Origin of the sequence: Pseudoalteromonas sp. NEC-BIFX-2020_015 (genome assembly GCF_012952265.1) — a bacterium.
GTDB lineage: Bacteria > Pseudomonadota > Gammaproteobacteria > Enterobacterales > Alteromonadaceae > Pseudoalteromonas > Pseudoalteromonas neustonica.
The window spans coordinates 17,647-42,110 of sequence record NZ_JABCJL010000015.1; the positions used below are offsets into that span (position 1 = coordinate 17,647).

Here is a 24,464-nt window from a genome sequence, read left to right on the forward strand (position 1 = left end):
ACAATATTGTGGTTGTTTAATAACTATTAATTGTCATACTTATACAAAATCATCAATATTTTTATTGTTATGGATACAATTTACAAACCTGATCGGGCTCTGTTTAGCAACTTATGTGACACACAACCCAAATACCGTGCATTAGCTGCTTTGATTGAGCATGCTATCGACAACAAAATGCTGGGCTTTGAGCAAAAGTTACCAGCCCAACGACTACTCGCTGACAGCCTAAGTGTTACACATGGTACGGTAACGCGTGCATACGCTTTACTTGAGCAGCGAGGGTTGGTTACTGCAAAACTAGGGGCTGGTACCTTTGTAAGTAAAGTTATTGAGTTAAGTCACTTTGAGGGCGACACCGACTTTGCTTCGAGCATGCAACCTATGATGGGGCAACAACATGTTATGACCAACGCCCTGCAATCGCTATCAAAGGATCAAAGTGCATTAAAAGATGTGATGATTTATAAACTCAACGGGCTTACCTCACATCAACATTTTTTTAAGCAATGGCTAGCGGATAAGGGCATTGATTGCTTAAACCATCCGTTGATATTTACCCAAGGCGCTCAGCAAGGAATATTCACTACGTTAGCAACCTTGTGTAAAAGTGGCGATACTGTCATTGCAGAGTCGATGTGTTACCCCGGTTTTTATCATGCGTGTCATTCGCTTAAACTTTCATTAGCGCAAGTAAACGTGTATAGCAAAGGGATTGATCTTGCGCAAATAGAAGCTCTGTGCAAGTCACGGACAATCAAAGCAGTGTATATCACGCCAAACTGTCAAAACCCGACAAATATTTGCTATAGCAGTGACAATTTAGATGCTCTACTGGCGCTGAGTCGCCGATATAATTTTTTCATTATTGAGGATGACGTAAATTACTGTTTGCCAGAGCATTGGCGATTACCATTATGGCAACAAGCTCCCGATCGCGTTTTTTATATCTCAAGTTTTTCAAAATACTTTGCCGGCGGGCTACGAGCGGGTTACTTATTACCTCCACGACTTTGGGAACAACCAATTTTAAAACAACTACATAGTGAATGTTGGGCGGTGTCCTCAATGAACTTTGAGTTAATAATGCGCGCTATTAAAAGTAACGAGTTTGCTTATAATCAAACCAAGCTTGCCGATGAAATCAGATATCGTATTGAAGAAACTAAAAAACGACTCAAAGCCTACGAAATAGACGCACATTTTGCCAGTTTAAACGTGTATATCCCCCTAGCGCAGACACAGAATATGTTTGAATTTTGCGGCGTATTAAAAGCACATAAAGTAATAGTAAGGACATTAGACGCTTTTGTCCTCGACGATCCCACCAGCAAAGCTGGTGGCCAAAATGGTGTACGCCTCACCCTAGGCGGCCCAGCAACTCGGGCTGAATTCGATTTAGGCATAACCCGCGTAGAAGCCGCATTAAAGCAATTTAATCAAACTTTTGAGGTAGTTATTTAATGGGGTATCGCCTAAAAAAACGGTAATGTGAGGTTTTTATTATACCTCAGCTCTGGGAATGACCTTACTTTATCTATTTTTAGTAACCAACAAAAATTAAGATGGGTGCCTTGTTTAATTGCAATCGCATAAGTTTAACGTTGGCATTTTATGCCAAACGACCACAGCTCAGCGTTTAGCTAAACCAACATAGTCAAAAGGCAACTGAAACAGAAGAGACAGACCTACACGGATGTAGGTAAGGGCGTGAGCAGGACGCACAAGCTTTGCTCGATTTTTACTTATTCTCACATGGATGTGAGCAAGTAGAATAACGCAGGAGCAGTTATCGAGCCCATTCGATTCCAAACCTCGCACCGCGATTAAATCACCCCTAGATTGAACAAATTTCAATCCACAAAGGTCAATACGCACTAGTTGACAGCTCTTTTTATGCTGTTAACATCGGCGTTTAAAAATTGGACTTTAAATAATTCAAAAGGAGCTCGACCTTGGCCATTATAGGGATTGATTTAGGCACAACTAATAGCGCGTGTTGCGTTTGGAAAGGCACAGAGTTAATACAAATTCCCAACCGCTTAAATAAATTTTTGACCCCTTCAGTCGTCACCATTGACGATGGCAACAATATCATCGTTGGTACCACTGCCAAACAGCGGTTGATCAGTCACCCTAACAATACCGTTGCAGTGTTCAAACGCATTATGGGCACTGAACATTCGATAGAAATTGGTGATCATTCGTTTACTGCCCCCGAGCTATCTTCTTTTATTTTGCGCTCACTTATCGAAGACGCAGAAGCGTTTTTAAGCGAGAAAGTGACAGAAGCAATAATTAGTGTTCCTGCTTATTTTAACGAAAACCAACGATATGCAACTAAATTGGCAGGTGAGCTGGCAGGGCTTAACGTTAGAAGGCTAATAAACGAGCCAACAGCAGCAGCTATGGCTTATAGTTTAAATGATCGTCAGCAAGGCACTTTTATGATTTTAGATATGGGTGGCGGAACATTTGATGTATCAATATTAGAGTATTTTGAAGGCGTTATGGAGGTTCATGCTAGTGCCGGAGATAACTACCTAGGCGGTGAAGACTTCGTTTCAGCCATGTTTGAACAACTATGTTTCGATAACAATTTTGACAAAGAACAGTTTTCTCGCGAAGAACGACAACAAGCATTCATGAAGTTAGAAATCATAAAGTGCACTATTGACAAAAATTTAGTTCATCAATTCCAACTAACGTATCAAAATGAAAGATACAACCTTACGATAGAACAAAATTGGTTTTATCGTGTAATAAACCCTTTACTAATCAGGGTGCAACACCCTATAAATCAAGCACTACGAGATGCCAACTTACCCCCGAATGAAATTGATGACATTATTTTAGTTGGTGGCTCCACAAAACTTAAAGCGCTGCGTTCGATGGTGAGCAAACTTTTTGGTCGTTTACCTTCCTGCAATTTAGATCCCGATCTAGTGGTATCAATAGGAGCTGGTGTTCAAGCTGGACTGGTAGAAAAAAACGCAGCGTTGGATGATATTGTTTTAACCGATGTATGCCCCTTTACTCTGGGCACTGAGATACTTGATGATTTTGATAACCCAGGCCAAATGCTTCCTATTATTGAACGCAATTCTATTGTACCTATTAGTGTTGAACGAGACTTATACACATCTAAAGATTATCAAACGGCAATGAGAATTGATATATATCAAGGCGAACACAGACAAGTAAATAAAAATATCTGTTTAGGTGAATTAAATATAAGTGTGCCCAAAGATAAGGTAGGAAAACAACCTGTTACAGTTCGTTACAGCTACGATATGAGCGGACTACTAGAGGTCGACGTAAAAGTAAAAAGTACCGGAAAAGCCTACAATAAAGTGATTCATAACGCCCCCGGCGCATTAACCGATGAGCAAATCAGTCGTGCTAAAGAAACGCTAAAAAAGCTAAAATTTCACCCTAGAGACAGCGAAAAAAATCGAGCCTTAGTGGCAAGAGCTGAACGTATTTACAGTAGCTCCCTTGGTTCTCAAAGAGAAGACGTTGGTCAATTGATCTCTCGTTTTGAACATATACTAGATAACCAAAACCCCAGAGAGATCCAACAAGCTCAGGTGGTTTTTAGTGAAGCTTTAGACTCGTTTGATAGCGAAAGTTGGTTCTAATGATTGACTGGGAACTACTACAAATAGAGCCAACAAGCGATATTGGCTTAATAAAAAAGGCTTATGCTGCTCGTGTCAAAGTCATTCGCCCTGACGAAAAGGCCACGGAGTTTTCTGCACTTCACAATGCATACAAAAGTGCTATTCAGCACGCAAAGAATACTATGAGTCAGACAATAGTCACTTGCGAAGAGCAAACGTTTTTATCTGAACAACAGGAGCAAGTTCATTTATCTGACGAGCACCCCCCATCTTTTAATAAAAACGAATACCTTGCAGATCAACAAGCCGCGAATAAATCAAATACTAATTGCCAGCAACCTCATGAAGTGCTTATTGAAAACTCCTTTCACAGTCTAGTTAACGAAAACGAACAAAACGCTGTAGAAGAAACACTCCCCCCTGACCTGTCAGCTAACCAGCAAGTTACAATTGAAAACTTAAATGGCATATTACAAGAGTGCGACAATATTTTATCTGAAGACAATCCGCATATTCAATTTCAGCGGTGGAGTCAACTAAGCCAAGAACAAACACTCCTTGAAAAAGAAATTCACTTCAAAGTGAGCTTGTATTTGATTAATGCAATCTACTCTTTAATCAATGCTGTCGCTGATGGTAAACGCCATGAAAAACACTCAATTTTAGGGCTGGGCACTCAATCGATAGTGTTGTTAAACAATACATTTTTATGGCAAAAAGAGCAAGAAACACTAAAAGCGTTTGTACATTCGGACGTATTAGACTCAATTTTGGAATACATTGATAATGAAACTCCTAACAATAAACCTCTAGCTGCTGTGCAAGGTGGTATTAGTGTTCTAAACCGCTATTCTACAGACGAAATCGCAATTTACGAAACGGCTAAATCAAGCTTATTTACCTTAAAAGCGTTGTTTATTATGTGGTGTCTTGTCTTATTAGTTGTTTTCTGTGTCTCTTTGCTTACAACACTAGACGGCTTGCTATTTCGTTCTTCTACTTTTCATAACTTCATGCTCGTAATAAGCCAGTTCATCTTGTGTTTCAAGCTCTGTCAAAATAATAAATTAGCGTTTAACTGTGTTTGGCCTATTGCTTTTATTGCTTTGCTATTAATTCCTTTTGGTACTTTATGGGGAATATTCGCAATTCGTAACCTTCGCAAAGCACGGCACTATTTTAAATTTGTTAACAACCCACCGGAAACTTAATAACAACAAGCGCATTATTAGTAGCTATGAAAATAAAGTGTCTCTATCAACCAATTGAATTGTCAATAGCAACCATGGCTGTTATTGACCCTTTATATTCAGGGGTTGAACACTGTAAAAGAATTTCTTGCAGGTAAACCATAAATAGCATAAGCCTTTGAATTTATCCTTGAGGCTATTTAACCTCTCAGGGTAAAAAAAACAATTAAATTAGCATAATTAAGATGACACCCATCTTAATTATTCTTTTACAGTGTTCACTTTTTATTTTTAAATTTGCGCGGCGTAAAGCCCCGCCTACGCAAATTTAAATGGCTGTATTATATCGCCTGTAGGCGGGAGTTTACCTCGCGCATGGTTTATTTTTATTCTACTTCATCACCAAAAACGCTTGTATTTAAAGGGGCTGTTTTCTTCACCGTTTATTATGTCGCTATGTTAGCCAGCAACGTGACAATAAACCTAGGCAGTCGTTGCGCCGCCTAGGTATGAATTCCTTTTCTAATTGTTAAAGAACGGTAAAAGGTAAATATTAAAATGCAGTACTTACGGTATACCGCAGGTTAGCTGGAGAAATAACTGCTTGGCTTTGTATTTCCAATTTAAGGTTTCTTTTCTTTCAGGTTCAGGGGTCCAGCGTTGCCATGGTTTGGTGATTTCTGGCTGCGGCGCATCGTTATACCAGTCTATTTCGCAGGCTTCTTTGTACAGCTCATCATAAATTTCGGTTTGTTGTTTAAAGCTCATATCACGCCAATACATTTCTGGGCGGTGATTGTGTGTATCAAACTCAGCGGTGATTGGGTCAAGGTATCTGTAGCCTTCGTACTCAGGAATATCGGGCAATGGCTTGGTGTTATCCATAAAGCGCACCAAGCGCTCCCAAAACAACAAACAATAAATAGGGTCTTGTGCAAGTTCAGTGACAACAATGGTCATTTTGGTTTGTGGATATTTATCAATGTCTTTGTGCGATATCACCGGGAAAAAAGCCCGAGAGCCTCCTTGGTCAGTGCTTTGGTTTACCAATACACATTTCATATCACGCCAATCAAAGCAGCAATTACCAAATTCATCCCGTTCCTCACAACCAGGAATATCAAAGGTGTACCCGACTTTACCTGTTTGGCGGTCAAAATAGGCTAAATTAGGTGTTCTTATTCTCCCCCATATAGGCATAAGATTTAAAAATAATAAGTTCCATCCAAGTACTAAGTATAGTATCCACCAATGAAAAGCGTCGTCCTCTCCATGAAATGGGATTAGCAGAATATCTAAAGCAACAACCAAACTACCACAAAATCCTAAAAACATGGGCCCTAAAGTTAACGCACGCCACCCATCGTTACCACATGAATGTACCTGAAAACGCTGTGAATCATTTAAATATATTTTTTTTCTTCAAATAACCAGTGGTGTAATAAACACACACCTTTAAATTTCTTTTCTAATTCGAAGTCGAGTTATTTTTTGAAAAATTGGTTAAAAATTGTTTTCCTAGGCAGAGCTCCACCCAAATATTTCAATATACTCATAGTATTCCTTTATAATATCCACGGACTTGGGTAGCTTGGATTCGCAATTGGTTTGGCTATCGCTGAAAAATCGAGCGGTAATGTGAGGTTTTTATCATACCTTAACTCTGGGAATGGCCTTACTTTATCTATTTTGAGCACGTGATTTGGGTTAGCAAAGGCAATATTAATGGTGTATAGCGCTTTTATTAGTTGGCCCTTTTCATCATAAACTGGTTGGTATTCTTTTATGCCTGTAACGCCTTTATAACTATAATTTTTACTCTCAACATTATAAGGCGCTAATACATCCTCTAATTTATAGCCAAATTTAAGTGCCAGCTCTGACTCACCCTTAATAAAGTTAGGGATGCTCACCTCCACGGTGTATTGATTTTTAGCAACCTCGGTATAGTCCGCTTTGGGTGAGAACAGCACAGCCATAATAAATTTATGGTAAGTCTCTGGGTTTGAAAAATCATTATACTCAGCATCGCGTTCACCCTGCCATATACCTTTTTTGATTACTATCAGTCGCCTAGTTGCATGCTATAGATAAAATCATCTTTTAAGGTATTCCCATAAACAACTGCAGTGCTAAACGCTTTGCTTTGTATTTCCATGTTAGTTTTTCGATACGCTCAGGCTCACCTTTAAAATTCAGCCAAGGTTTGGTTATTTCTTCGTTCGGTGTCGCTCTGAGCCAATTAAAATGCGCAGCCTCTTTATTGAATTTTTGCCAAATTTCGACTTGTTGAGCAAGCGAAAAGTCGCTCCAAAAATTATTGGGTCTGTCATTTTGCTTATCAAATTCAGCGGTGAGTTCATCAAGGTGGCGGCAGTTTTCATACTCAGGCACATCAGGCAGTGGTTGATTGTTATCCATAAACCGCACTACTCGTTCCCAATATAAATAGCAGTTCATCGGGTTATTTGAGTTATCAGGCACTTGAACAGCTATTTTAGTCTCGGGGTATTTATCCTCATCAATATGACTAATAAAAGGCACAAACCCCATTACACCCGGGCGTGTTGCCACTATATCAAGGTGGCATACAATATCAGCCCATTTTAAACAACAATTACCCAGCTCATCACGCTCTTCACAACCGGGTATCTCATAGGTAAAGCCGACTAACTGTTTTTTTCTGTCAAAATATATTTGCTTTTTAGGGATGTAACTTTCTGTTATTGGTAATAAGTTAAGAAAAAACAGGTTCCAAGAAAAGCTAAACATTGGGATCCACCATTGAAATTTTTCCCCCTCTTCGTAAATAGGTAGAGATAAAATGCTTATAAAAGTAACAAAGCTCAGAACACCACCAATAGCCATAGGACCAAAAAGTAAAGCTCTAGCAGGGCTATTCCCACACATTTCTACTTTATATCGTTCAGGATATTTTTGTATTATTTTTTGTTTTCTTGCAGGTAGATTATATAAATAGCATAAGCCTTTGAATTTGTCCTTGAGGCTATTTAATCTCTCAGGGTAAAAAAAACAATTAAATCGCGTTTTTTTAGGCATGATATCAACGGCTAGGTAGTCATTATTTTGCATTACTTTCCTTATGCAATTGCTAATTCAAGTGAGGCATTTTCAATTGGCTTTTCAAACGCATCAAAATCTATCGGTAAAGTTAGACTTTCGTTGTAAATAAGTGTTGATGTTATTTCAACATCAAACACACTAATGTTCGGTGATTCAATTTCAAACTCATAGGTGGCTGCATTTAAGCTCAGGCTATTTTCATCAAATTCAGCTAAATACTCTTTAGTGCCTTCAACCCAGGTTGCTTTTTTATAAACATTTAACGTTGTTGGATGCCGCCATGAGTATTTTACATCTAAAAGCAACTCGGATTTACCTACTATAAACATTGATAATTCAACTTTTACTGTATAATATGATGTGGATTGAAAGAAACTGGGTTCATTAATAGTCACTTTAGGCGAAAACAATACGCTTTGGATATATTTAAAATATTGATTTGGATCTGAAAAAGTATTGTAAATAGCATCCTCTTCACCAGCAAATACCCCCCGCTTATTTTTGGCAAACGGCCCAAACTTTGCCCATATTTCTAATTTACTGTCAGTTAACCACACAGCAAGTAAACTAAATACAATAGATCCTAATAATAATGCCCACCCCCATGGCCCAAGACTTGCGAATAGTATAGTGTGTATACCAAGCCCAATACTGAAACCTGCTGCTGCAAACATAGCAATACCTGCATCAGTGTCACTTTTACTGATTAGTTGATATCCATCAACGGCTTGAATCACTCCCATTAAAATTCCCATAGCACCTGAAAATCCCCTCAGAATATTTAAACTTGAGGTAGAGCCAAAAGCCTTGAATGAGAGTCTTGTTTTAGTCAAATACCTTTCACCTATATTCTTTGCATATGCCTCCCATACACTCCCAATTGCAGCTAAGGTACCACCTAACAATGCTATGTTCTTAGAAATTTCATAGGGAGTACCTTTTTTGAACTCTTTTTCATAATCCCCATAAGCAACATAACTGCTATAGCCGGTCAAAAATAGTAGAGGGATTGACACAAACCGCCCTGCGGAAAGTGTTATGCGTTTAAGCATAATTTTATCTAAGCCTCGATAATGAAACTCATCACCAAGACTTCTCGCGGGGCTGTCGAATAATACTTTGGCGGGAATATCATTTTCAGGTAATGTTAGTACATAAGATTGACTGCCAGACATGAGAGCAGCTAGCGTTTTTTGCTCTAATACCATTTTTGCCATTTGTGTCACTAAAGCAATTGTTTGTTTAAATAACCGTTGGTTACTGGCATTAATACCATTTGCAAAAAGAGGCTGCTTTAAAGCTTTTGCGACTGTAATAACTTGGTTTGTATTGGTAGACGTAATTTTCCCTTTTTCTTCAATGGCTTTGATAATATTTCTAAATGCGCTACGTTGCTTTTTAGTTTTTAAGTCATTTAATAGCGGATGACTTACAATATCCATATTCAATGCAAAACGCCCTTCGGGTACTGCATTTGCTGGGTGTATTTGTAGGTTTTTAAACTGTGCAATATTGCGTGACTTACTAAAGCCACCAATTAAATGGTGATACTTTATTCCCTTTTCTGTCAGCTCTTTGCCAAAAGTAGAAAACACGCGTTCTTGTAAGCCCAACCACTCATTTAGTCCTTTTGAAACAACATCAAGTACACTTTTGTTTGATAAATAAGCGGGTATAAACGGTAATGAAAGCTCTTCTTTAATTTTGTCATGCTCAAACTTTTTAGGATTAAACCCTTCAACCGTATTGGCTATTAAATCTTCATCATAATCTGCGTTAACTAAGTTATCGCCATAAGCGTCAGGATGCACACAAAACTGCTTACTAAACCAGTTATCTCTAGTTTGTGTTATCTCAAGCACCAGCGCTTTATTGTCTTCAAACTGCTGGTCTAAACGGTCAATCAGTTTTTTCTTTTTAGCTTTATCGCATAGCGCAGGCAAATAAGCTGATAGCGTTGTTTTGGGTAAGATAAGTGTGATTAATTGCTCACAAATAAATTCAGCAGCAAGACCATAACTTAATACGCCAGCGGTGGTGAAATCTTTCACCAAATCTTCCCACTCTGCTGGTGGGTCAATATTAATTTGTTGACTGATTTCATGTAACGTTAACTGTTGAGCTTGGCAATCTAAATAATATAAATCGTAGAGTTTTTCTCGCGCATCTAAGTAGCCTTCAACAGCATCGGTAACTGAGGTCGGATTAGTTCCAATTAAATACTTTTCTAGTTCCCGCTCTGAAACCTCTTCGGCAGCTTTTCGCGTATTACTGCTTTGGTTATCGTTTTTTTCATGAGGTTTATACATTGATTTAGGTGTACTAAGCGCCTGACGTTGCCACAGCTCATCATTAAAATATAATTGATGCGCAAGCATTGCAGATTTGTAATAACCATTAGATTCTAATTTGGATTGTTTATCTTTTAATATTTTAGCGTAATAATCTGCTGTTACTTTTTGCGCTTGTGCGATACCTAAAACATCATGTATGAAGACGTTTACTTTGCCGCCTAAAACATCCATATTTTTAATAGAGCCCCAGTTTGGGGCATTATTTAAATCCAATGATTGCATTCTTTTAGTGCGGTAACGGCTCGCTGTTTGAGTATCATCACACTTGCTCAGCAAGGGCTTTTTGCTAAGACGAGAATCACTTTCATACATGCCACCTAATGCAGTGATATATTCCCAAGACCATTGCACTCGAGAAAAAGCAATTTGAACATCTGGTGCCTGCGCCGCTGCTGCTGAGCCAAATAACCCTATTATTTTACGTGGTAATAAAATATCTTGATTAAATACACTAGTATGTGGCCTGAAATCCTGACTGTGATATAAGGATAAATCAACATCACTCAATTGCTTATCGGCTAACGCTGCAATCTCACGCCACAAAAAACCATTGATATAGATATAGTAATAACCGTATGCAGCATTTTCCTCAGGTAAAGGTCTAAACTTATCCATCGGGATAAAATCAGGCGCACCCGCTTTACTTTTATCTAGTGTGTAGTCTTTAAATACGAGTGGCGTTACTGTTACAAATGTTGGCTTTTGATCAGCTGCTAAGTCTTGTGACTTTAACTTTTTAGCGGCTTTACCAAAAGGAATGCATAACTCTGGGCCAGAGAAACTCTGCAAAAACAGGTTTAAGCTACAATCTTTAGCTTCATCAACAATCCTAGGGGCGTATACATATTGTGTTGTCATTTAAACTCCCTCATCAAAAACTTGATTATTATTAAATGCACCTTGAGTAACAGTGAATTTTCCTTGACCAATTAAATTATTATTTGCGTTTGTTTCTACGATAAAAGCAGCCTGTGCTGGGTCTTCACTTTGTGTATCTAAATCCCTCACTTGCACGCTCAATCCTCTTGGGGCGGGGCCGCCGGATTGCATTAATGCCATGGGGGGGGTGTTTTTAGAGTTTGAGATCATTAAATCCCCTTGGCGTACGGCGGGTTTGCCCTCTATTAGTACGTTAAAGGAGCCCAAAATAAACTCGGCTTCGCCATCATTATCACTGCTGATAATGCCTTTTTTATCACCTGGCGTATCGCCGGAGCTTTGAGTAAACGTGCTTTTTACATTTGCGGCGCCGTTGCCGTTTACTTTGACTGAGCTTGAAACGTCGGTTATATCACTCACTTGTGCTTTATTTGGATAAGGGATGGGTATAACACTTGGGCCTACCGTGGTTAGGCATACATCAATGGTCATCAGCTTACCGCCGCTATCTTGGTGTACTGCGGTGCGACCATTTATCAGCACATTTTGCCCTGATACCGTAGCCACTTGCGCTGCTTGTGATTGGGTATCTTTGGTTAATTGCTCTTGATTACCTTGCTCCCAACCTAAATGCGTAGACACTAAGTCTAAAAAATCTTGCGCGTTGCTAATCGGCTTATTCACATCCATATTCGATTGCGGCTCATTCCACGGTAGAACCGGTTCATTTTTTTGGCTATCCCACTGCGGTGGTGGAATAATGTAATCCGGTATAAAAATACTCACCATTTCACCGAGTGTTTTTTCGCGGTATTTTGGCCTAGCTATTTCGGCTAAAAAAGCGGCTTCGCCGTTGGCTTTATCTTCAAAAATAGCAATGCCATTGGCTTTACCCAATGCGTTATTGCTTCGGGCGCTGTTATTTAACCCTATTAAAGTTGGGTTGTTGTGTCGCCATGTGACTGAGCCACCCGTGCGTACATCGGCAGTCAGTGCATCTGTATCATATTGCACGCTGCCTGTTTGTTTGCCCGCTGCGGCATTAATGTAAGGCATTAGTTTTCACTCCTTGAAATTTTGACTAACTGCTTGTTGGGTGCATTATAAATAACAAACACCTGCTCAAGTGAGCGTGTAAGTGGATTGCATAAATAGCTCTGTGCCAGTGTTAATCCTGCGACTGAATTGGCTACCCCTTGATGACCTATGGTGGTTGCTAACTCTGCAAGTTCAATAAGAGGTTGGCCTTTTTTGTACAATTTTTGTGTGTAAGCAAACCATTTTTTTTGCCACTTGAGTGATTGCTCGCCCGCAAATAAGTAACTGTCTTGGCTGGTGCAATTGGCCTGCGCTAATTGTGCCGTCATTTGGCCGTCATATAATTGCGCGGTAAGCTTGCCTTGCGGATGTATTAACAGTGCATACCCGCCTTCGCCATATATAACGCCCGGTGGGCCGTTTAATACTTGCACGGTGCAGCGCTTAGCTTGGTCGCTCACATATTGATAGCTATTACACGAATCCACCGCGATCACTAAGGTGTCGTTGTTTATGGTGGTTAAGTCACAGGTTGGCATTTGTGAATAGGCGGGTATTTGTTCTGCAATACACTCTTGGAGTAGCTCAGCGAGTGTTTCATCGCTTATCAGTGGCTGTTCAATTTCATCAACGGGCAGTATAAATACAATTTGGCTAATGCGGTTTGTTTGCCTTAACGTCGCTATATCAACTTGCTCAAGTAAGTGCGAGAGCATTAATAAACAGCGCGTGACTCTATCGAGTTGCGCGAGTTCGTCTATTTCAACAAAAATATACGGCGCATCTAAGCTTATGTCGCACCTTACTAATGCTTTGCTTGGTTTAGAAAACAGCATTTTATTGGCCACTGCCGTGTATAAGCTGCTGAGCATACAACCTGCGGCATTAACGTGATAAAGACTGTCGAAGTTAAATTGTTGCATATTAGTTTTCTTTACTGCTGTTTGGCTCGGCGGCTACCAAAATTTGGCTATTTGCACCTATTTTTTCAATACTGATATGACCGCGCCAAAGTAACGAAAAGCTTTGAGCGTCGGAGTCGATAACTAAGGTGTCGCAGCGCATGTCAAGGCGATGGCGCGCCAGTGTATTGACCACTTCAACAATGGGCGGCTGATATGGCAATGCTATACGTTGTTGTTGACCGTATTGCTGTAACGGATAAAGCCCAGTTAATTGTAATGCCCACCCGTTGGCAAATTCAGCTTCAACGCATTGATCGCTTGGGGCTGTGTTGTATAAGTCTTTTGGTTGCGGTGTTTTAAATGGGTATTCGCTCGCCATGAGTGCGGTTTCATCTATTTCGGGAATAAGTTCAACCCGCGGTGACCAATGACTTGGTATGGCCGTAAAGCTTGCAACCGGTGTGTTGTGGCTGGGCTTTCTAAGCAATGAGGTAGCGTATTCTACACGGGGTAATTGTTGGCCAACGGCATGCTTATTCTTAAGTTTAAAACCACGCCCTATTGGGTTTTCTAGTAAATAATTGCTCTCGTTATTAAGCTCTTTACCGCCAAAGGCATGCATATAATTAAGTGCCAGTGGTGCAATAATGTCTGGATCAGTGGCGACGGGTCCAAGCAACGAGCGGCGCCAAAACCGTGCGCCAGTAACGCGCAAACGCTTTTTAAACAAAGGTTGCGAAGGCGAGTCAAGGCCTAATTCAACCTCTATTACGCGTGCATTTTTACCCTTGGGTGGGTACGCGGTGCAGTTTCCGTATACTTCAAAGCCGTGCTTAAATGCAACCTGTTCGTTTACTTCACAAATCGGTGAATTACTTGGTTCATCTTGATAATCATCGGCAATAATAATCTCAGGGCCTGGCTCAATTGCGGTCACTTTACCTTGTTCATCAAATTCATAGCTTTGTTTAACAAGTACAATTTGGCCTTCGTTGCTGTCTTCAAGCCAGCCTGTAAAAGTACTTGCTTGCCAAGGGGAGAAGTTATTAATCATGCTCGCCCCTTTGGCTTTCATTTAGTAGTAACTGCCATTGAGACGCACTTTGTTGTACATGAAATAAACCGCAAGCCGTTGATAATTCAAATTGTGGTGCATTAATTCGTTGTACAAGCGTACCTGCAAACTTACGTAATTTTTCTTTGCTATTGGCTTTACTAAAGCTGATGCCCATGAGTAGTTGCTCACCCGCGTGTAATGCAAATGCTTGCCTTGCATGCTCAGCGTCATCAAGGTTAATACCGCTTTGCGGCTTAATTGCGCTGTTTGTATTAACCATTGACATTTTTGCCGCTTTAGCCAGTGGCCTATCAGTTAATATTAACCAAGCCGAGTACGCGCCTTGTTGGGTGACTGCAATGGCCATTAAATCGATAACTAGAGGAAGTGCTTGTTTATAAATAAAATGACTTAACACAAATTGGCAGTGTTCAGGGCTTGCTTGGCAAAACAGCGAACATGGCTCATACCAACGAGTGTCATTGGTCATTCCCGCTAAAGCAAGTAATTGCGCTTTATGTTGTTCATCATTAGTTTTGGCAAATACTTTAAAAAGTTTATCGCTAACACCGTCGTGGCCTGCACAATAACTATTTACCAGTGCTGCAAAGGCAATATCAAAATCATCATGTAAGGTGGCAACCTGTAACTCGCCGGCTGTGAGTGGCTGCGAAAACAATAAGGTTTTAACGACTTTGGGCGGTTTTTCTTTACCCTCAAGCACACTGGTACGCAGTGCTTTTAGGTCATTTAATTGCCAATGATTCAAGTTGTATTGCAGTAATTCACACTCTGATAGCTGCTCGTTTGCCCTTAACGTATTAAAGTACACCGTAAAATTATCAATGGGGGTGGTGAATAAATCAGCCGCAATTAAACGATATATATCACTGTGATCGCTATTTTTCTGTGCAAGTTCACCTAATTCCTGCCACGTGAGTGTAGTTACTTGGGCTAAACTTTGCCCTGAGAAGTGATCTGTCGGTGCATCCGCTTTTAAGTCACTTAATGTGTATAAATGGTTAAGCAATTGGCTATCTATGACACTAAATCGGGCATGCGAAAACGCGCCTTGTTGTAGCAACTTTTGTCTGTGCTTAAATAAGGTACTTAAACGCTGCTTATGCAGGTTTACTTTATTGACGAGTGCAAACATGGTGTTAATTAAGCCTAATTGGCCAACCAGCCAAAGTTAAGTCTTGTTCGCTATTGGCAGTAATATTTTGTCCATCGAGTACGATAGTTCCATCGGCAAACACTTCTACACTGCCTTTGGCCGTTTGCAAACTAACACTTTGCTGCGCTTCAATAACAATATGCCCTTGTGCATTATTAATTTGCGCTGCGGGCGCTTGCTCAGCCTCAGCAAGTAACGCAGTGACAATAAATCCTTGCGCCGTATGCACCAGCAATACATCAGCCCCTACGCTTGCACAACTCACATGTGCACCTTGGGCAATAACTGGGTGTTCAATATCGTTCATTAATACTGTTTTAACACGGCCAAAACTGTCAACACGGCTTACTGAAGCTACATGCTGATGGTGATTAAAAATACTTTGAATATGTGCACTCATGGTTATTCCTTGACCCTAGTTATTACTAATTGCACTGCCTTTAACGGCAATATTGTTTGCAGTTAAAGTAATACTGGTGGCATCTATGGTTAAATTGCCACCCGCGTCTATTTCAATACTCGCACCACCTTGGCTTAGTTGAATTGATCCTTGACCATCGGCTTTAATGGTAATATTTGCACCACTGCTGATCTCTAAATCGCCTTTTGGCGCTTGTAATTCAAGGTTTCCATCAACTGCGTATACGCTTACATCTTGCTCACCTTGTAGTTTAAGCGCTTGCTCGGCTTTGAGCTCTAAGCTGCCATCGGTGGCTTCAATGCGTGTGTTCGAGTCGGCTTTTAGGGTTAAATCTCCTGCTGAGTTAACCGTTATATCGCCTTCGCGGGTTTGTATTTGCAGGTTGTTTTCAACACGGGTGGTAAAATCGTTAGCAACCGTAAACGTTGCGTCATTTTCTGCCACAAATTGCAGGTTTTCCTTGGCCGAAATTTTTACATCGCCATCTGCTGATTTTAAAGTTGCCTGATGTGCGCCATTAGTGGCATCGAGTAATAATTGGTTTTTGCTATTTTTATTGGCAAGGCTAATTTTTTCTTCACCTTGTTTGTCGTCCATAATCAAGCTGTGCCCTGCTTTGGTCACTAATTTGTTCTCGGTTGGGTTTTGACTTGTTACCGGGTTCGGCGCATTTTGATTGTATAACGCCCCTAAAATAATTGGCCTATCGAGATCGCCATTTTCACCGCAAACCAGCACTTCAGTTCCTTGAGTTAGCGGAAAATGCATACCATGGCCACTGCCTCCATAAGGCTGCATTAAACGGGTTGGTCGGCTTTGCTGGCCTTCGCCATCTTGATTAAATGGCAGCTTTACAATGTAATTGCCGTCATCATCAATTTCTTGTTCAACTAGGGCATTAAAGGTCGAAAAAACACGCCTTGCAGGGAGTAAAGGCGCTTTAAACTGCTGTGATGAAGGAATTAAATAGACCTGATTTTTATACGTTAAGCCCTTCACATTCGCGCCATATTCTACACCTGATTGCTGGCTACCTTTATGATCAACACGTACCACTAAATATTGGCCGTTATGGTCGTTATGATCAAATATGGTAACAATGACCCCTGGGCGAATTGCTCTGCAATCAGTGTCGATTATTAGCTGCTCACGTTGGCAGTCAAATGCGTGTTGGCGAATTTTTGCCAGCGAATTACCCGCGCCTGAATTTGCATAGTTATCACCATAATGGCTGTCTTCACCAAATCCGACTTGTGGTGCAGTATTTTGGCTCGATACCTGTAAATTACCCGGGGCTGTGTAGTTATAATCGTTTAACGATACACTTTGCGGATGCAGCTGTGCTTGCCTACTAATTGCAAAAATACTTTCACTGGTGCGTACTTGCCCTGAGGGCGGTACATAGCTTAAGTTTATGTCGCTAAATCGAGAGGCAATATCACTGCTTTGGTTACAAATAGTAAAGGTGCAATCACTATTGGTTTGTTCAACAAACCCATAAACAAAACCATATTTACGCATAAGTCGGGTGACAAACTCGTAATCCGTTTCGTTATATTGCACAGTCATATCTAAACTTGGGCCACTTGCCTGCATGCTGAATTTTTGCATCGGAAAGCCCGCTTTAGTAAATACGCTTCTAATTATTGCTGCGGGATCCATCGCGGTAAACACACGATTAGAATGCTGGTGCTTAAGTAAGGTTAAATAGGAACTCAACACTAACGTATAATGATAACCTTGGTGGCTTTTGCCATGTGCGGTAAAACCGCTGATCACGCCAGAAATAGTACGATCAGTCATCGACCACACCAAAACTAAGCTGGCATCTTTACCAAGCAACATTTGCGATGTTAAATGCTCCTGACTCAACACTTGAATGTTAAACGCAAAGTCTTCACATAAGCTGTCATTAGTTGATGCAAAATCAGTTACTTGCACCATGCCATCAGGTAACCCTTGTACGGTTACACTAAAATGACTGGTATTTGCTTTGTGCTCGCTAAAGATGTCCATGAGTCCCATTACTTTATCCTTACTTATTGATATTAAGCGTGATCGGCAAACGTAGCTGTAATTTCGTCTTGCTCGTCAACCGCTAACGTTAAAATATCGGGCATATCTTCTTGCGCCATAAATTCTAAAATAGACTTGGCAATACCCGGCAAAATTTGCTGCTCGATCACGGCATTAACCATGCGCGCACCGCTGTCTGACAGCTGGCATTGCTGGGTTAACTTCTCCAGTACGCTGGCATCAACGCGTAATTGCATTTTATGATTTGTTGCCAGTCGATTTGCGATTGCTTCAAGCTTGAGACTCACAATTGATTGCAAGGCGTCTTTATCAAGCGCTAAATAAGGTATAACTTGCATGCGTGCTAATAGCGCGGGTGCAAAAAATTGCAGTAATTGCGGTTTGATCAACTCACTTAAGGCGGTAATGCTTGGCACTTTCCATGGGCTGCCGTCTTCATTAATGGGTGCATCGGTTGGGTTTAATGCATCATTAATTGCTTGTTGATTTTCAGTTTGCTGGTTTTCAGCTTGTTGATCACCTTCAGGCTGCTCGTCTTGCGGGCTTAAATCAATCACTGTTGGTGGCGTGCAGGCATCAATTAGCTCAGCAGAGCCCAAGTTTGAAGTCATGATGATCACGGTATTTTTAAAGTCAATTTCACGCCCTTCACCGTCGCGCATATTGCCGCGTTCAAACACTTGATAAAACATGTTCAACACGTCTTTATGTGCTTTTTCAACTTCATCGAGCAAAATCACTGAATACGGACGTTGTCTCACCGCTTCGGTTAATACGCCACCTTCGCCATAGCCTACATAGCCCGGTGGTGAGCCTTTAAGCTGTGAAACTGTGTGGGCTTCTTGGTATTCACTCATATTAATGGTGGTTAAAAACTTCTCGCCGCCAAATAATTGCTTAGCTAAACAGCGGGCAGTTTCTGTTTTGCCGACACCTGAAGGACCTGCCAGTAAAAAGACTCCAAGCGGGCCTTGCTCGTTACTGATCCCCGCTTTGCTTACTCTTAGGCTTTGCGCTATTTTTGCAATACCTGCATATTGGCCTATCACTTCTTGGCCAATAACATCTTCAAGGGTGATCAAGTTAGTAATTTGATCTTTTACCATCGCGCCTACTGGCACGCCCGTCCACTGCGAGATTATTTGTGCCACGGCATCGGCATCTACTTCACTGAACAAACCATTGTCTTGGGTGTTTTGCTCTTTTAGCGATTGGCGCAGGCTCAATAACGCGGTGTTATCTTGGCCTTCGCTGTTGGTTGCCTGTTTATGTTCGTTAATTTGGCTAAGCGTCGAAATTTGTGTCTCACGGGCTTGGGTCAATTCGGCTAGTTTTTGTTGTGCTGTATTTAGCTCTTGCTGTAAATAAAGCAGCTTATCCATATCGACCGCTAACCCTTGCTCACTTTCATCCGCTAGGCTGGCTATGCGTGTTTCAAGGTAATTAATATGTTCGCGCTCAGCTTCAATGGCAGCCGGATCGGTTGCAAACGACATTCTTACTCGCGCTGCGGCGGTATCAAGTACATCAATCGCTTTATCAGGCAGTTGGCGGCCTGTAATATAACGTGCTGACAATACAACGGCAGCTTCAATGGCGTCATCGGTAATTTGAATATTATGATGTTGCTGATACTTGTCTTTTAAACCGGCAAGCATTAATTGTGCGGCTTGCTCTGTTGGTTCATCAACTTTAATTAATTGAAAACGGCGTTCAAGCGCTGCATCGCGCTCAAAGTACTTTTTATACTCACTCCAGGTTGTGGCTGCAACGGTACGTAACTCACCACGGGCAAGCGCGGGTTTAAGTAAATTAGCGGCATCACTCATGCCTGCATCGCCACCTGCACCAATTAACGTGTGCGCTTCATCTATGAATGTAATTATTGGCGTGGTTGAATTTTTAACTTCGTCGATAACGGTTTTTAAGCGGCGTTCAAACTCGCCTTTTACACCTGCGCCTGCTTGCAATAAGCCCATATCAAGCACTAATAAGCGTACGCCTTTTAGTTCATCGGGTACTTGGCCATCAATAATACGCTGCGCAAACCCTTCAACAACCGCCGTTTTCCCTACACCAGGATCACCTACTAAAATAGGGTTGTTTTTACGACGGCGACACAATACATCGACCATCATGCGGATTTCGTCGTTGCGCCCAAGCACGGGGTCAATTTTACCTTGCTTGGCTTTTTCTGTTAGGTCTTCACAGTATTCATCAAGCGCACTGCCGCCTTCGCTTTGCGTTTTACCGCTTGCTTGCTGCTGTGGTTTAGCCTGTGGGTTTAGACGCTCGCTGGAGTTCTGGCAAATTTTGTCAAGATTCTCGGCTAAAAAACGCGAATCTATTTTATCTAGCAATGCAGGTAATTGTAAAACAGGGCTATAAGGTAGTAGCTCGGTCAATGAGTCAAGTAATGCAGCGCCGTTGATCCAATCGCTTTTATGTTGCACATTTGCACTTAACCAAGCTCGTTCAAGCCATTCATATAAACGACGAGAAAACACCGGTTTACTTTGGTTTCCTGATGGTTGGCGATTTAAAAAATCAAGTAACTCATGCCATACCGCGTCTTGGTTAATATTGAAAAAATGAAAAATGTGTTCTAAATCACCATTACTGCCTTCTTCCATCAATTTAATTAGTAAATGCTCAGGTAGCACTTCAAAATGACTACGGCTGCTGGCAAACCCTGCGGCTGATTCAAGCGCTGTTGCAGTGTGGCCATTGAGTTTATCTATGAGTTGTTTAATGCCTTTTGCATCCATTGTTTTATCCTTAAATCCTGTTTTTACTAATGTTGATATTGAAGATGGGTATAGCTGTGCGTGGTAATATTGGCCTCTGCACTGCCTAGGTATGTGTTATGCGCCAAAATTAATGTCGATACACCAATCGCTTGTTGCTCTACAGCATCGTTAATTACTTTTATTTGGCAAAGCCACTGCACATTATTAGGTAAATGAGTACTTAGTAACATTGCCATTTTTTTACCTTGTTCATTCAATGGGTTTAAACTCATTGCGGTGGCACTGTCTACGGGGCCAATTGCAATAGTTAAAATACTGCCACTGACCAATACTTTACTTCCAAGTACCGCAGAGCCACCTAACACCATTTGCGAATCTTTCCCAAAGGTGCTTGGAGTATCAACCGTTTGCCAATTAGCGCGAGTGTCATCCACTTGTAACTCATTAACTGATAACGTGTGCTTGAGTAGTTGTGCCAATCCTGCTGCACTGGTTTGTTTTAAACTGGCAATGCCGCATTGTACTTTTTGATCGGTTTCACCAGATAAAATAGACTTCACAAGGTGGTCAAATTGCTCTGCGCCGCGCCCTGCAACGTTAATTTGTGACTTTTTCCATGCTTGGAATAGTTGGCAATACAAAATATGATTAAACATATCCAAAAATTGCCTTACCCGATCACCACTTTCCTCATCACTTGCCGCTTGCTCAAGCAAATAATGTGGCATAGGCGCATCTACACCGTATAAACCTAAAAAAGAAGTAGACAGGCTTAACCGCCCTCGGCCTTGATTATCTAAAGTGCAATCACGTACATCTGTTGCTGGAAAACCAAGCTCTTTAAAAGGCTTGAACATAACGCGTTCGCTAATACCTTTTTCAAGCTCCTTAGGAGTTGCCCAGTGTTTTTCTATTAAGCTCATGGCTTTAAATAAATTAAACTGCCATGGTTGTGCAATCAATTGCTCTATGGGCTTTGGTAATTTTGCCCACACAGGGTGATTAATTGCGCGTTCGTGCATACTCATAGCTGGTAACTCTTACCTGGCTCTATATCCCAACACCATGTTTTATAACTTGGGATTGCATTAACACGGGTTTGTACGCTTTCGTTGATAGGGGCATACATTAAAAAGAATTGATGCAACATATTACAAAAATGATATAAGTCGGCATCACACACAAACTTACTTTCATCAATATCAATAAGTACATCAACACCTTTGATAAATATGCCACGCTTTATTTGGCTAATGGGTTTTGCTGTTATTTTTTGAATGCTTTCTATGCGCAGTCTATTTTCAGCTTTTTGTGACCAATCAAAAAGTACTAATAAGCGTTTAAGCTCCGTTACTTGAGTGATTTGAGAAAACTTTACGTTCAACAAACTGATCAGTTGCCAATGCTTTGGCTGCTCAGGGCTTGGTAAATAATTTGTAGGCCTAATCACATTTTCAACATCAGCGATACTTGGCATATCGCGCCCGCCTATATTTAAGTCGCCCTCTTGCAACAATTGTCTTGGCCAACCAGCATTAAACACGGTTAAATCAACTGATAGCGTTTCTTTTTCGTCATTTAGGTTAAATGGCAGTTGTAAGTAATGAGTCGGTGCCGCAGCGCCTACATCTTTTGTTAAAACTGTAAATAGCTTTTTTTCGTCTTCAAATACACTTTGATAACGCGGCGTATAGTCATATGTTTTACCACTTAGAGAGTTACGCCCCATAACAGAATCAACGGTATAACTAAAAATATGATCAGTGCGATTTTGATCCGCAGTGATCATATAATCTGTTCGATTAGACTCTATTCTTATAGGCTCAGCAGCTTGATAAAATAAATTAACTGCGGGTACGCAATTTAGTAAAATATTTTCACGGGATAATTGATGCCCGGGCGGTAATTTACTTTCCCCCCGAAAAACAATTTCAAATCGGTCAATATTCTCAGGAAGCTCTATACCTTTTAAGCCATTAAAAGTTAAAAAGTAAAATCGATCTTTTGCGTTAAAGTAATCAAGTAGTAATGCGTATCCTGGGTGACTTTGATTGGCACTGGGTAAATACGCCCCATCAATATTTAAATAAGTAGCACTACACCCTTTGACTTTAAGTTTTTTATTGTGCTCAAAGTGAGACGGACCAAAGTCTAGCTCCGCGTACTTATCGGCGGTTTGCAGCAACTTAAACAATGAACTGCAAAGCGGTGTATCGCCGCGTAAATAAAACTGTAAATTGTCCAGCTCATAGTTTTTACGCTCGCCTTGGCAAACAAACCTAAAACCAATCCGTAATTCAGCCCCTAAATGCGACTCTTGATACCGCACATGCTCCACATCAAGTGGCGCAATAGTTAAGTCGTGAGTTGTGGTGAAGGTAATGTTTTTATGGTCTACCGCTGTGTTATCGGCTTTTAATGTTAGCCCTTTCTCAATCAAATGCGTTTTTTGCATAGCCAGTTTTGGGCTAAATTTAACCACGGTGCTTGACGGATAATAACTTAATAAAATAGGGCATAATTGGCGCAACACTTGTTCTGAGACTTCGGGGACTGATTCATCTAAACGTTTTTGCGTGTGTGCAGTTAAGTACGCCATCCCTTCGAGCAAACGCTCAATATGCGGGTCGCGATCTTTTAATGCGTCAATGTTAAGCATCCCAGCATGCTCAGGATAGTACTGTGCAAATTGTTTGCCTGCCTGCGTGAGTAAACGCATTTGTGCATCAAAATACTGCTGCATTAAAATATCCTTTTAAAAAGCGGTTAATCGCTGTTTCTAGCATGTTGAATTACGTCAGCCTTACCGCCAGATTCAAACCGAGTGTTTAATTTAATACTGTGTCCAGAGGTCAAAAATGCCTGTATGTCTAACCTAATAACGCAATTTTCTTCACGTATTTCCATTGGTATAACATTGGCATAACGGACTCTTGGCTCATATTTTTCAATCAATTTTTTAACTTCAAACGCTAATGTGTGCTGCGAGTAAGGTAAGCCTTCATAGATATCTTCAACATCAGGCAAACCATAATCAGCAAGGTGCTTTAATACACCACGCCGTGCATTTAACAATTCATTTAAATGATTACAGACACTATTTTGTTCATCAGTTTGAAAGCCCTGATGACCATTACGTATAACAGGTTGAGTTAAAAAATCGAACAACGCCATGAATTACCTCGAGAAAAGGATATGCTTGCGCATATCCTTTGAAAACCTAACTTATCGACCTTCGGTCCAAGAGTCAGAGAACTCGATGTTGCCATCAAGGTATGTCCAAGTAATGCGCTTGTAACGTAAACATACTGTTTCAAGGTGCGGGTAACGCTCCTTGTCCAAGTCTTTCACGTTGTGCATTGTAGGGCAGATAGACGTAATTTTTACATCTTCCAACTTGTGGCAGAAATACTCACGCTCAGTCCCTGTGTCATCGATACGGTACCATTTAAGCTCAAGTTGCTTAAGTGTTTGACCGTTCGAGCACGCTTTATACAAGTATGGTGTAGATGCATCTACCGCTTTAGTAATTACAAACGGTTCGTGCTTACGAGTACCTGTAAGTTCACCCGTGTCGTTATCTGTAGGAATGCGAAGTTCATGATCAAAGTGTAGGATCTCAATTGAACCTTCACGCTCTGCAACAGTTACAGAACCTTTGATGTCATTACCTTGGTCATCCTTTAACCACATATACGCTGGAATTGCCATTTCATTATTCTCCTTTTAGAATGAAGTGTTTCCTGTTAGTTGGCATTGGCATAAACAAGCTTGTTTATGCCCCCCAAAAAGCCCTCTGCTTCATGCCACTGGGGAACATGTCCCAAGTTGGGTGCAACCAACTTGGGGCAATTTTTTGGCCGCACGGCCTATCATTTTGTACACCAACCAGCTACTCACCAAATTGACGTATTTAAACAGCCTGCATTAAATTCGTTTCATCGGCGGC

At 40.9% G+C, this 24,464-nt stretch carries 18 protein-coding genes; 3 read left to right on the forward strand and 15 right to left on the reverse strand.

The window, feature by feature from the left end:
• Positions 1–30 precede the first annotated feature (30 nt).
• The 3 genes from HH219_RS12440 to HH219_RS12450 all read left to right on the forward strand — a co-directional run bounded on the left by HH219_RS12440 (position 31) and on the right by HH219_RS12450 (position 4,834).
• Positions 31–1,464, forward strand: coding sequence for a PLP-dependent aminotransferase family protein (locus tag HH219_RS12440; protein WP_169327625.1), 1,434 nt, complete (start codon positions 31–33; stop codon positions 1,462–1,464).
• 491 nt (positions 1,465–1,955) lie between these two features.
• Complete coding sequence (locus HH219_RS12445) at positions 1,956–3,641, forward strand: molecular chaperone HscC (protein WP_169327626.1); 1,686 nt, start codon at positions 1,956–1,958, stop codon at positions 3,639–3,641.
• Entirely contained in the window at positions 3,641–4,834 is a 1,194-nt protein-coding gene (locus HH219_RS12450; RefSeq protein WP_169327627.1) for a hypothetical protein, read from the forward strand. The genes HH219_RS12445 and HH219_RS12450 overlap by 1 nt, the downstream gene beginning before the upstream one ends.
• A gap of 546 nt (positions 4,835–5,380) precedes the next feature.
• On the opposite strand, the gene HH219_RS12455 is transcribed toward HH219_RS12450, so the two are convergent.
• From HH219_RS12455 to HH219_RS12525, 15 genes are all read right to left on the reverse strand, one after another.
• Positions 5,381–6,148 carry a hypothetical protein gene (locus HH219_RS12455; protein WP_249118516.1) on the reverse strand — a complete coding sequence of 256 codons (768 nt, stop codon included), beginning with the start codon at positions 6,146–6,148 and terminating at the stop codon, positions 5,381–5,383.
• Between the two features lie 230 nt (positions 6,149–6,378).
• Positions 6,379–6,792: a hypothetical protein gene (locus HH219_RS12460; RefSeq protein ID WP_249118517.1), complete on the reverse strand. Its 414-nt coding sequence runs from the start codon at positions 6,790–6,792 to the stop codon at positions 6,379–6,381.
• A gap of 124 nt (positions 6,793–6,916) precedes the next feature.
• Positions 6,917–7,906: a hypothetical protein gene (locus HH219_RS12465; protein ID WP_169327628.1), complete on the reverse strand. Its 990-nt coding sequence runs from the start codon at positions 7,904–7,906 to the stop codon at positions 6,917–6,919.
• Between the two features lie 8 nt (positions 7,907–7,914).
• The gene (locus HH219_RS12470; RefSeq protein ID WP_169327629.1) at positions 7,915–11,109 is read right to left on the reverse strand and encodes a hypothetical protein; all 3,195 of its coding nucleotides are present in this window, start codon (positions 11,107–11,109) and stop codon (positions 7,915–7,917) included.
• The gene (locus tag HH219_RS12475; protein ID WP_169327630.1) at positions 11,110–12,186 is read right to left on the reverse strand and encodes a DUF4150 domain-containing protein; all 1,077 of its coding nucleotides are present in this window, start codon (positions 12,184–12,186) and stop codon (positions 11,110–11,112) included.
• Entirely contained in the window at positions 12,186–13,091 is a 906-nt protein-coding gene (locus HH219_RS12480) for a hypothetical protein (RefSeq protein WP_169327631.1), read from the reverse strand. The genes HH219_RS12475 and HH219_RS12480 overlap by 1 nt, the downstream gene beginning before the upstream one ends.
• 1 nt (position 13,092) lies before the next feature.
• Complete coding sequence (locus HH219_RS12485) at positions 13,093–14,127, reverse strand: DUF2169 domain-containing protein (RefSeq protein ID WP_169327632.1); 1,035 nt, start codon at positions 14,125–14,127, stop codon at positions 13,093–13,095.
• Entirely contained in the window at positions 14,120–15,286 is a 1,167-nt protein-coding gene (locus HH219_RS12490) for a hypothetical protein (RefSeq protein ID WP_169327633.1), read from the reverse strand. Before HH219_RS12490 ends, HH219_RS12485 begins: the two co-directional genes overlap by 8 nt.
• A gap of 4 nt (positions 15,287–15,290) precedes the next feature.
• The gene (locus HH219_RS12495; protein ID WP_169327634.1) at positions 15,291–15,707 is read right to left on the reverse strand and encodes a hypothetical protein; all 417 of its coding nucleotides are present in this window, start codon (positions 15,705–15,707) and stop codon (positions 15,291–15,293) included.
• Positions 15,708–15,722: 15 nt separating this feature from the next.
• Complete coding sequence (gene tssI, locus HH219_RS12500) at positions 15,723–17,744, reverse strand: type VI secretion system tip protein TssI/VgrG (protein ID WP_169327693.1); 2,022 nt, start codon at positions 17,742–17,744, stop codon at positions 15,723–15,725.
• 32 nt (positions 17,745–17,776) lie between these two features.
• The gene (gene tssH / locus HH219_RS12505) at positions 17,777–20,533 is read right to left on the reverse strand and encodes a type VI secretion system ATPase TssH (RefSeq protein ID WP_169327635.1); all 2,757 of its coding nucleotides are present in this window, start codon (positions 20,531–20,533) and stop codon (positions 17,777–17,779) included.
• Between the two features lie 26 nt (positions 20,534–20,559).
• Entirely contained in the window at positions 20,560–21,543 is a 984-nt protein-coding gene (gene tssG, locus HH219_RS12510; RefSeq protein ID WP_169327636.1) for a type VI secretion system baseplate subunit TssG, read from the reverse strand.
• Positions 21,540–23,258: a type VI secretion system baseplate subunit TssF gene (gene tssF, locus HH219_RS12515; RefSeq protein ID WP_169327637.1), complete on the reverse strand. Its 1,719-nt coding sequence runs from the start codon at positions 23,256–23,258 to the stop codon at positions 21,540–21,542. Before tssF ends, tssG begins: the two co-directional genes overlap by 4 nt.
• A gap of 23 nt (positions 23,259–23,281) precedes the next feature.
• Entirely contained in the window at positions 23,282–23,689 is a 408-nt protein-coding gene (gene tssE, locus HH219_RS12520) for a type VI secretion system baseplate subunit TssE (RefSeq protein WP_169327638.1), read from the reverse strand.
• Between the two features lie 51 nt (positions 23,690–23,740).
• A complete protein-coding gene (locus HH219_RS12525) occupies positions 23,741–24,226 on the reverse strand; it encodes an Hcp family type VI secretion system effector (protein WP_169327639.1) in 486 nt (161 codons plus the stop codon).
• Between the last annotated feature and the right edge of the window lie 238 nt (positions 24,227–24,464).

What these genes read in the sequence shown, in the direction of transcription:
- HH219_RS12485 (WP_169327632.1), bottom strand. Translation starts at nt 14,127, where the DNA reads ATGATTAATAACTTCTCCCCTTGGCAAGCAAGTACTTTTACAGGCTGG.
- HH219_RS12475 (WP_169327630.1), bottom strand. Translation starts at nt 12,186, where the DNA reads ATGCCTTACATTAATGCCGCAGCGGGCAAACAAACAGGCAGCGTGCAA.
- HH219_RS12465 (WP_169327628.1), bottom strand. Translation starts at nt 7,906, where the DNA reads ATGCAAAATAATGACTACCTAGCCGTTGATATCATGCCTAAAAAAACG.
- tssG (WP_169327636.1), bottom strand. Translation starts at nt 21,543, where the DNA reads ATGAGTATGCACGAACGCGCAATTAATCACCCTGTGTGGGCAAAATTA.
- HH219_RS12490 (WP_169327633.1), bottom strand. Translation starts at nt 15,286, where the DNA reads ATGTTTGCACTCGTCAATAAAGTAAACCTGCATAAGCAGCGTTTAAGT.
- tssI (WP_169327693.1), bottom strand. Translation starts at nt 17,744, where the DNA reads ATGGACATCTTTAGCGAGCACAAAGCAAATACCAGTCATTTTAGTGTA.
- tssH (WP_169327635.1), bottom strand. Translation starts at nt 20,533, where the DNA reads ATGGATGCAAAAGGCATTAAACAACTCATAGATAAACTCAATGGCCAC.
- tssF (WP_169327637.1), bottom strand. Translation starts at nt 23,258, where the DNA reads ATGCAGCAGTATTTTGATGCACAAATGCGTTTACTCACGCAGGCAGGC.
- HH219_RS12460 (WP_249118517.1), bottom strand. Translation starts at nt 6,792, where the DNA reads ATGGCTGTGCTGTTCTCACCCAAAGCGGACTATACCGAGGTTGCTAAA.
- HH219_RS12455 (WP_249118516.1), bottom strand. Translation starts at nt 6,148, where the DNA reads ATGTTTTTAGGATTTTGTGGTAGTTTGGTTGTTGCTTTAGATATTCTG.
- HH219_RS12495 (WP_169327634.1), bottom strand. Translation starts at nt 15,707, where the DNA reads ATGAGTGCACATATTCAAAGTATTTTTAATCACCATCAGCATGTAGCT.
- tssE (WP_169327638.1), bottom strand. Translation starts at nt 23,689, where the DNA reads ATGGCGTTGTTCGATTTTTTAACTCAACCTGTTATACGTAATGGTCAT.
- HH219_RS12525 (WP_169327639.1), bottom strand. Translation starts at nt 24,226, where the DNA reads ATGGCAATTCCAGCGTATATGTGGTTAAAGGATGACCAAGGTAATGAC.
- HH219_RS12480 (WP_169327631.1), bottom strand. Translation starts at nt 13,091, where the DNA reads ATGCAACAATTTAACTTCGACAGTCTTTATCACGTTAATGCCGCAGGT.
- HH219_RS12470 (WP_169327629.1), bottom strand. Translation starts at nt 11,109, where the DNA reads ATGACAACACAATATGTATACGCCCCTAGGATTGTTGATGAAGCTAAA.
- HH219_RS12450 (WP_169327627.1), top strand. Translation starts at nt 3,641, where the DNA reads ATGATTGACTGGGAACTACTACAAATAGAGCCAACAAGCGATATTGGC.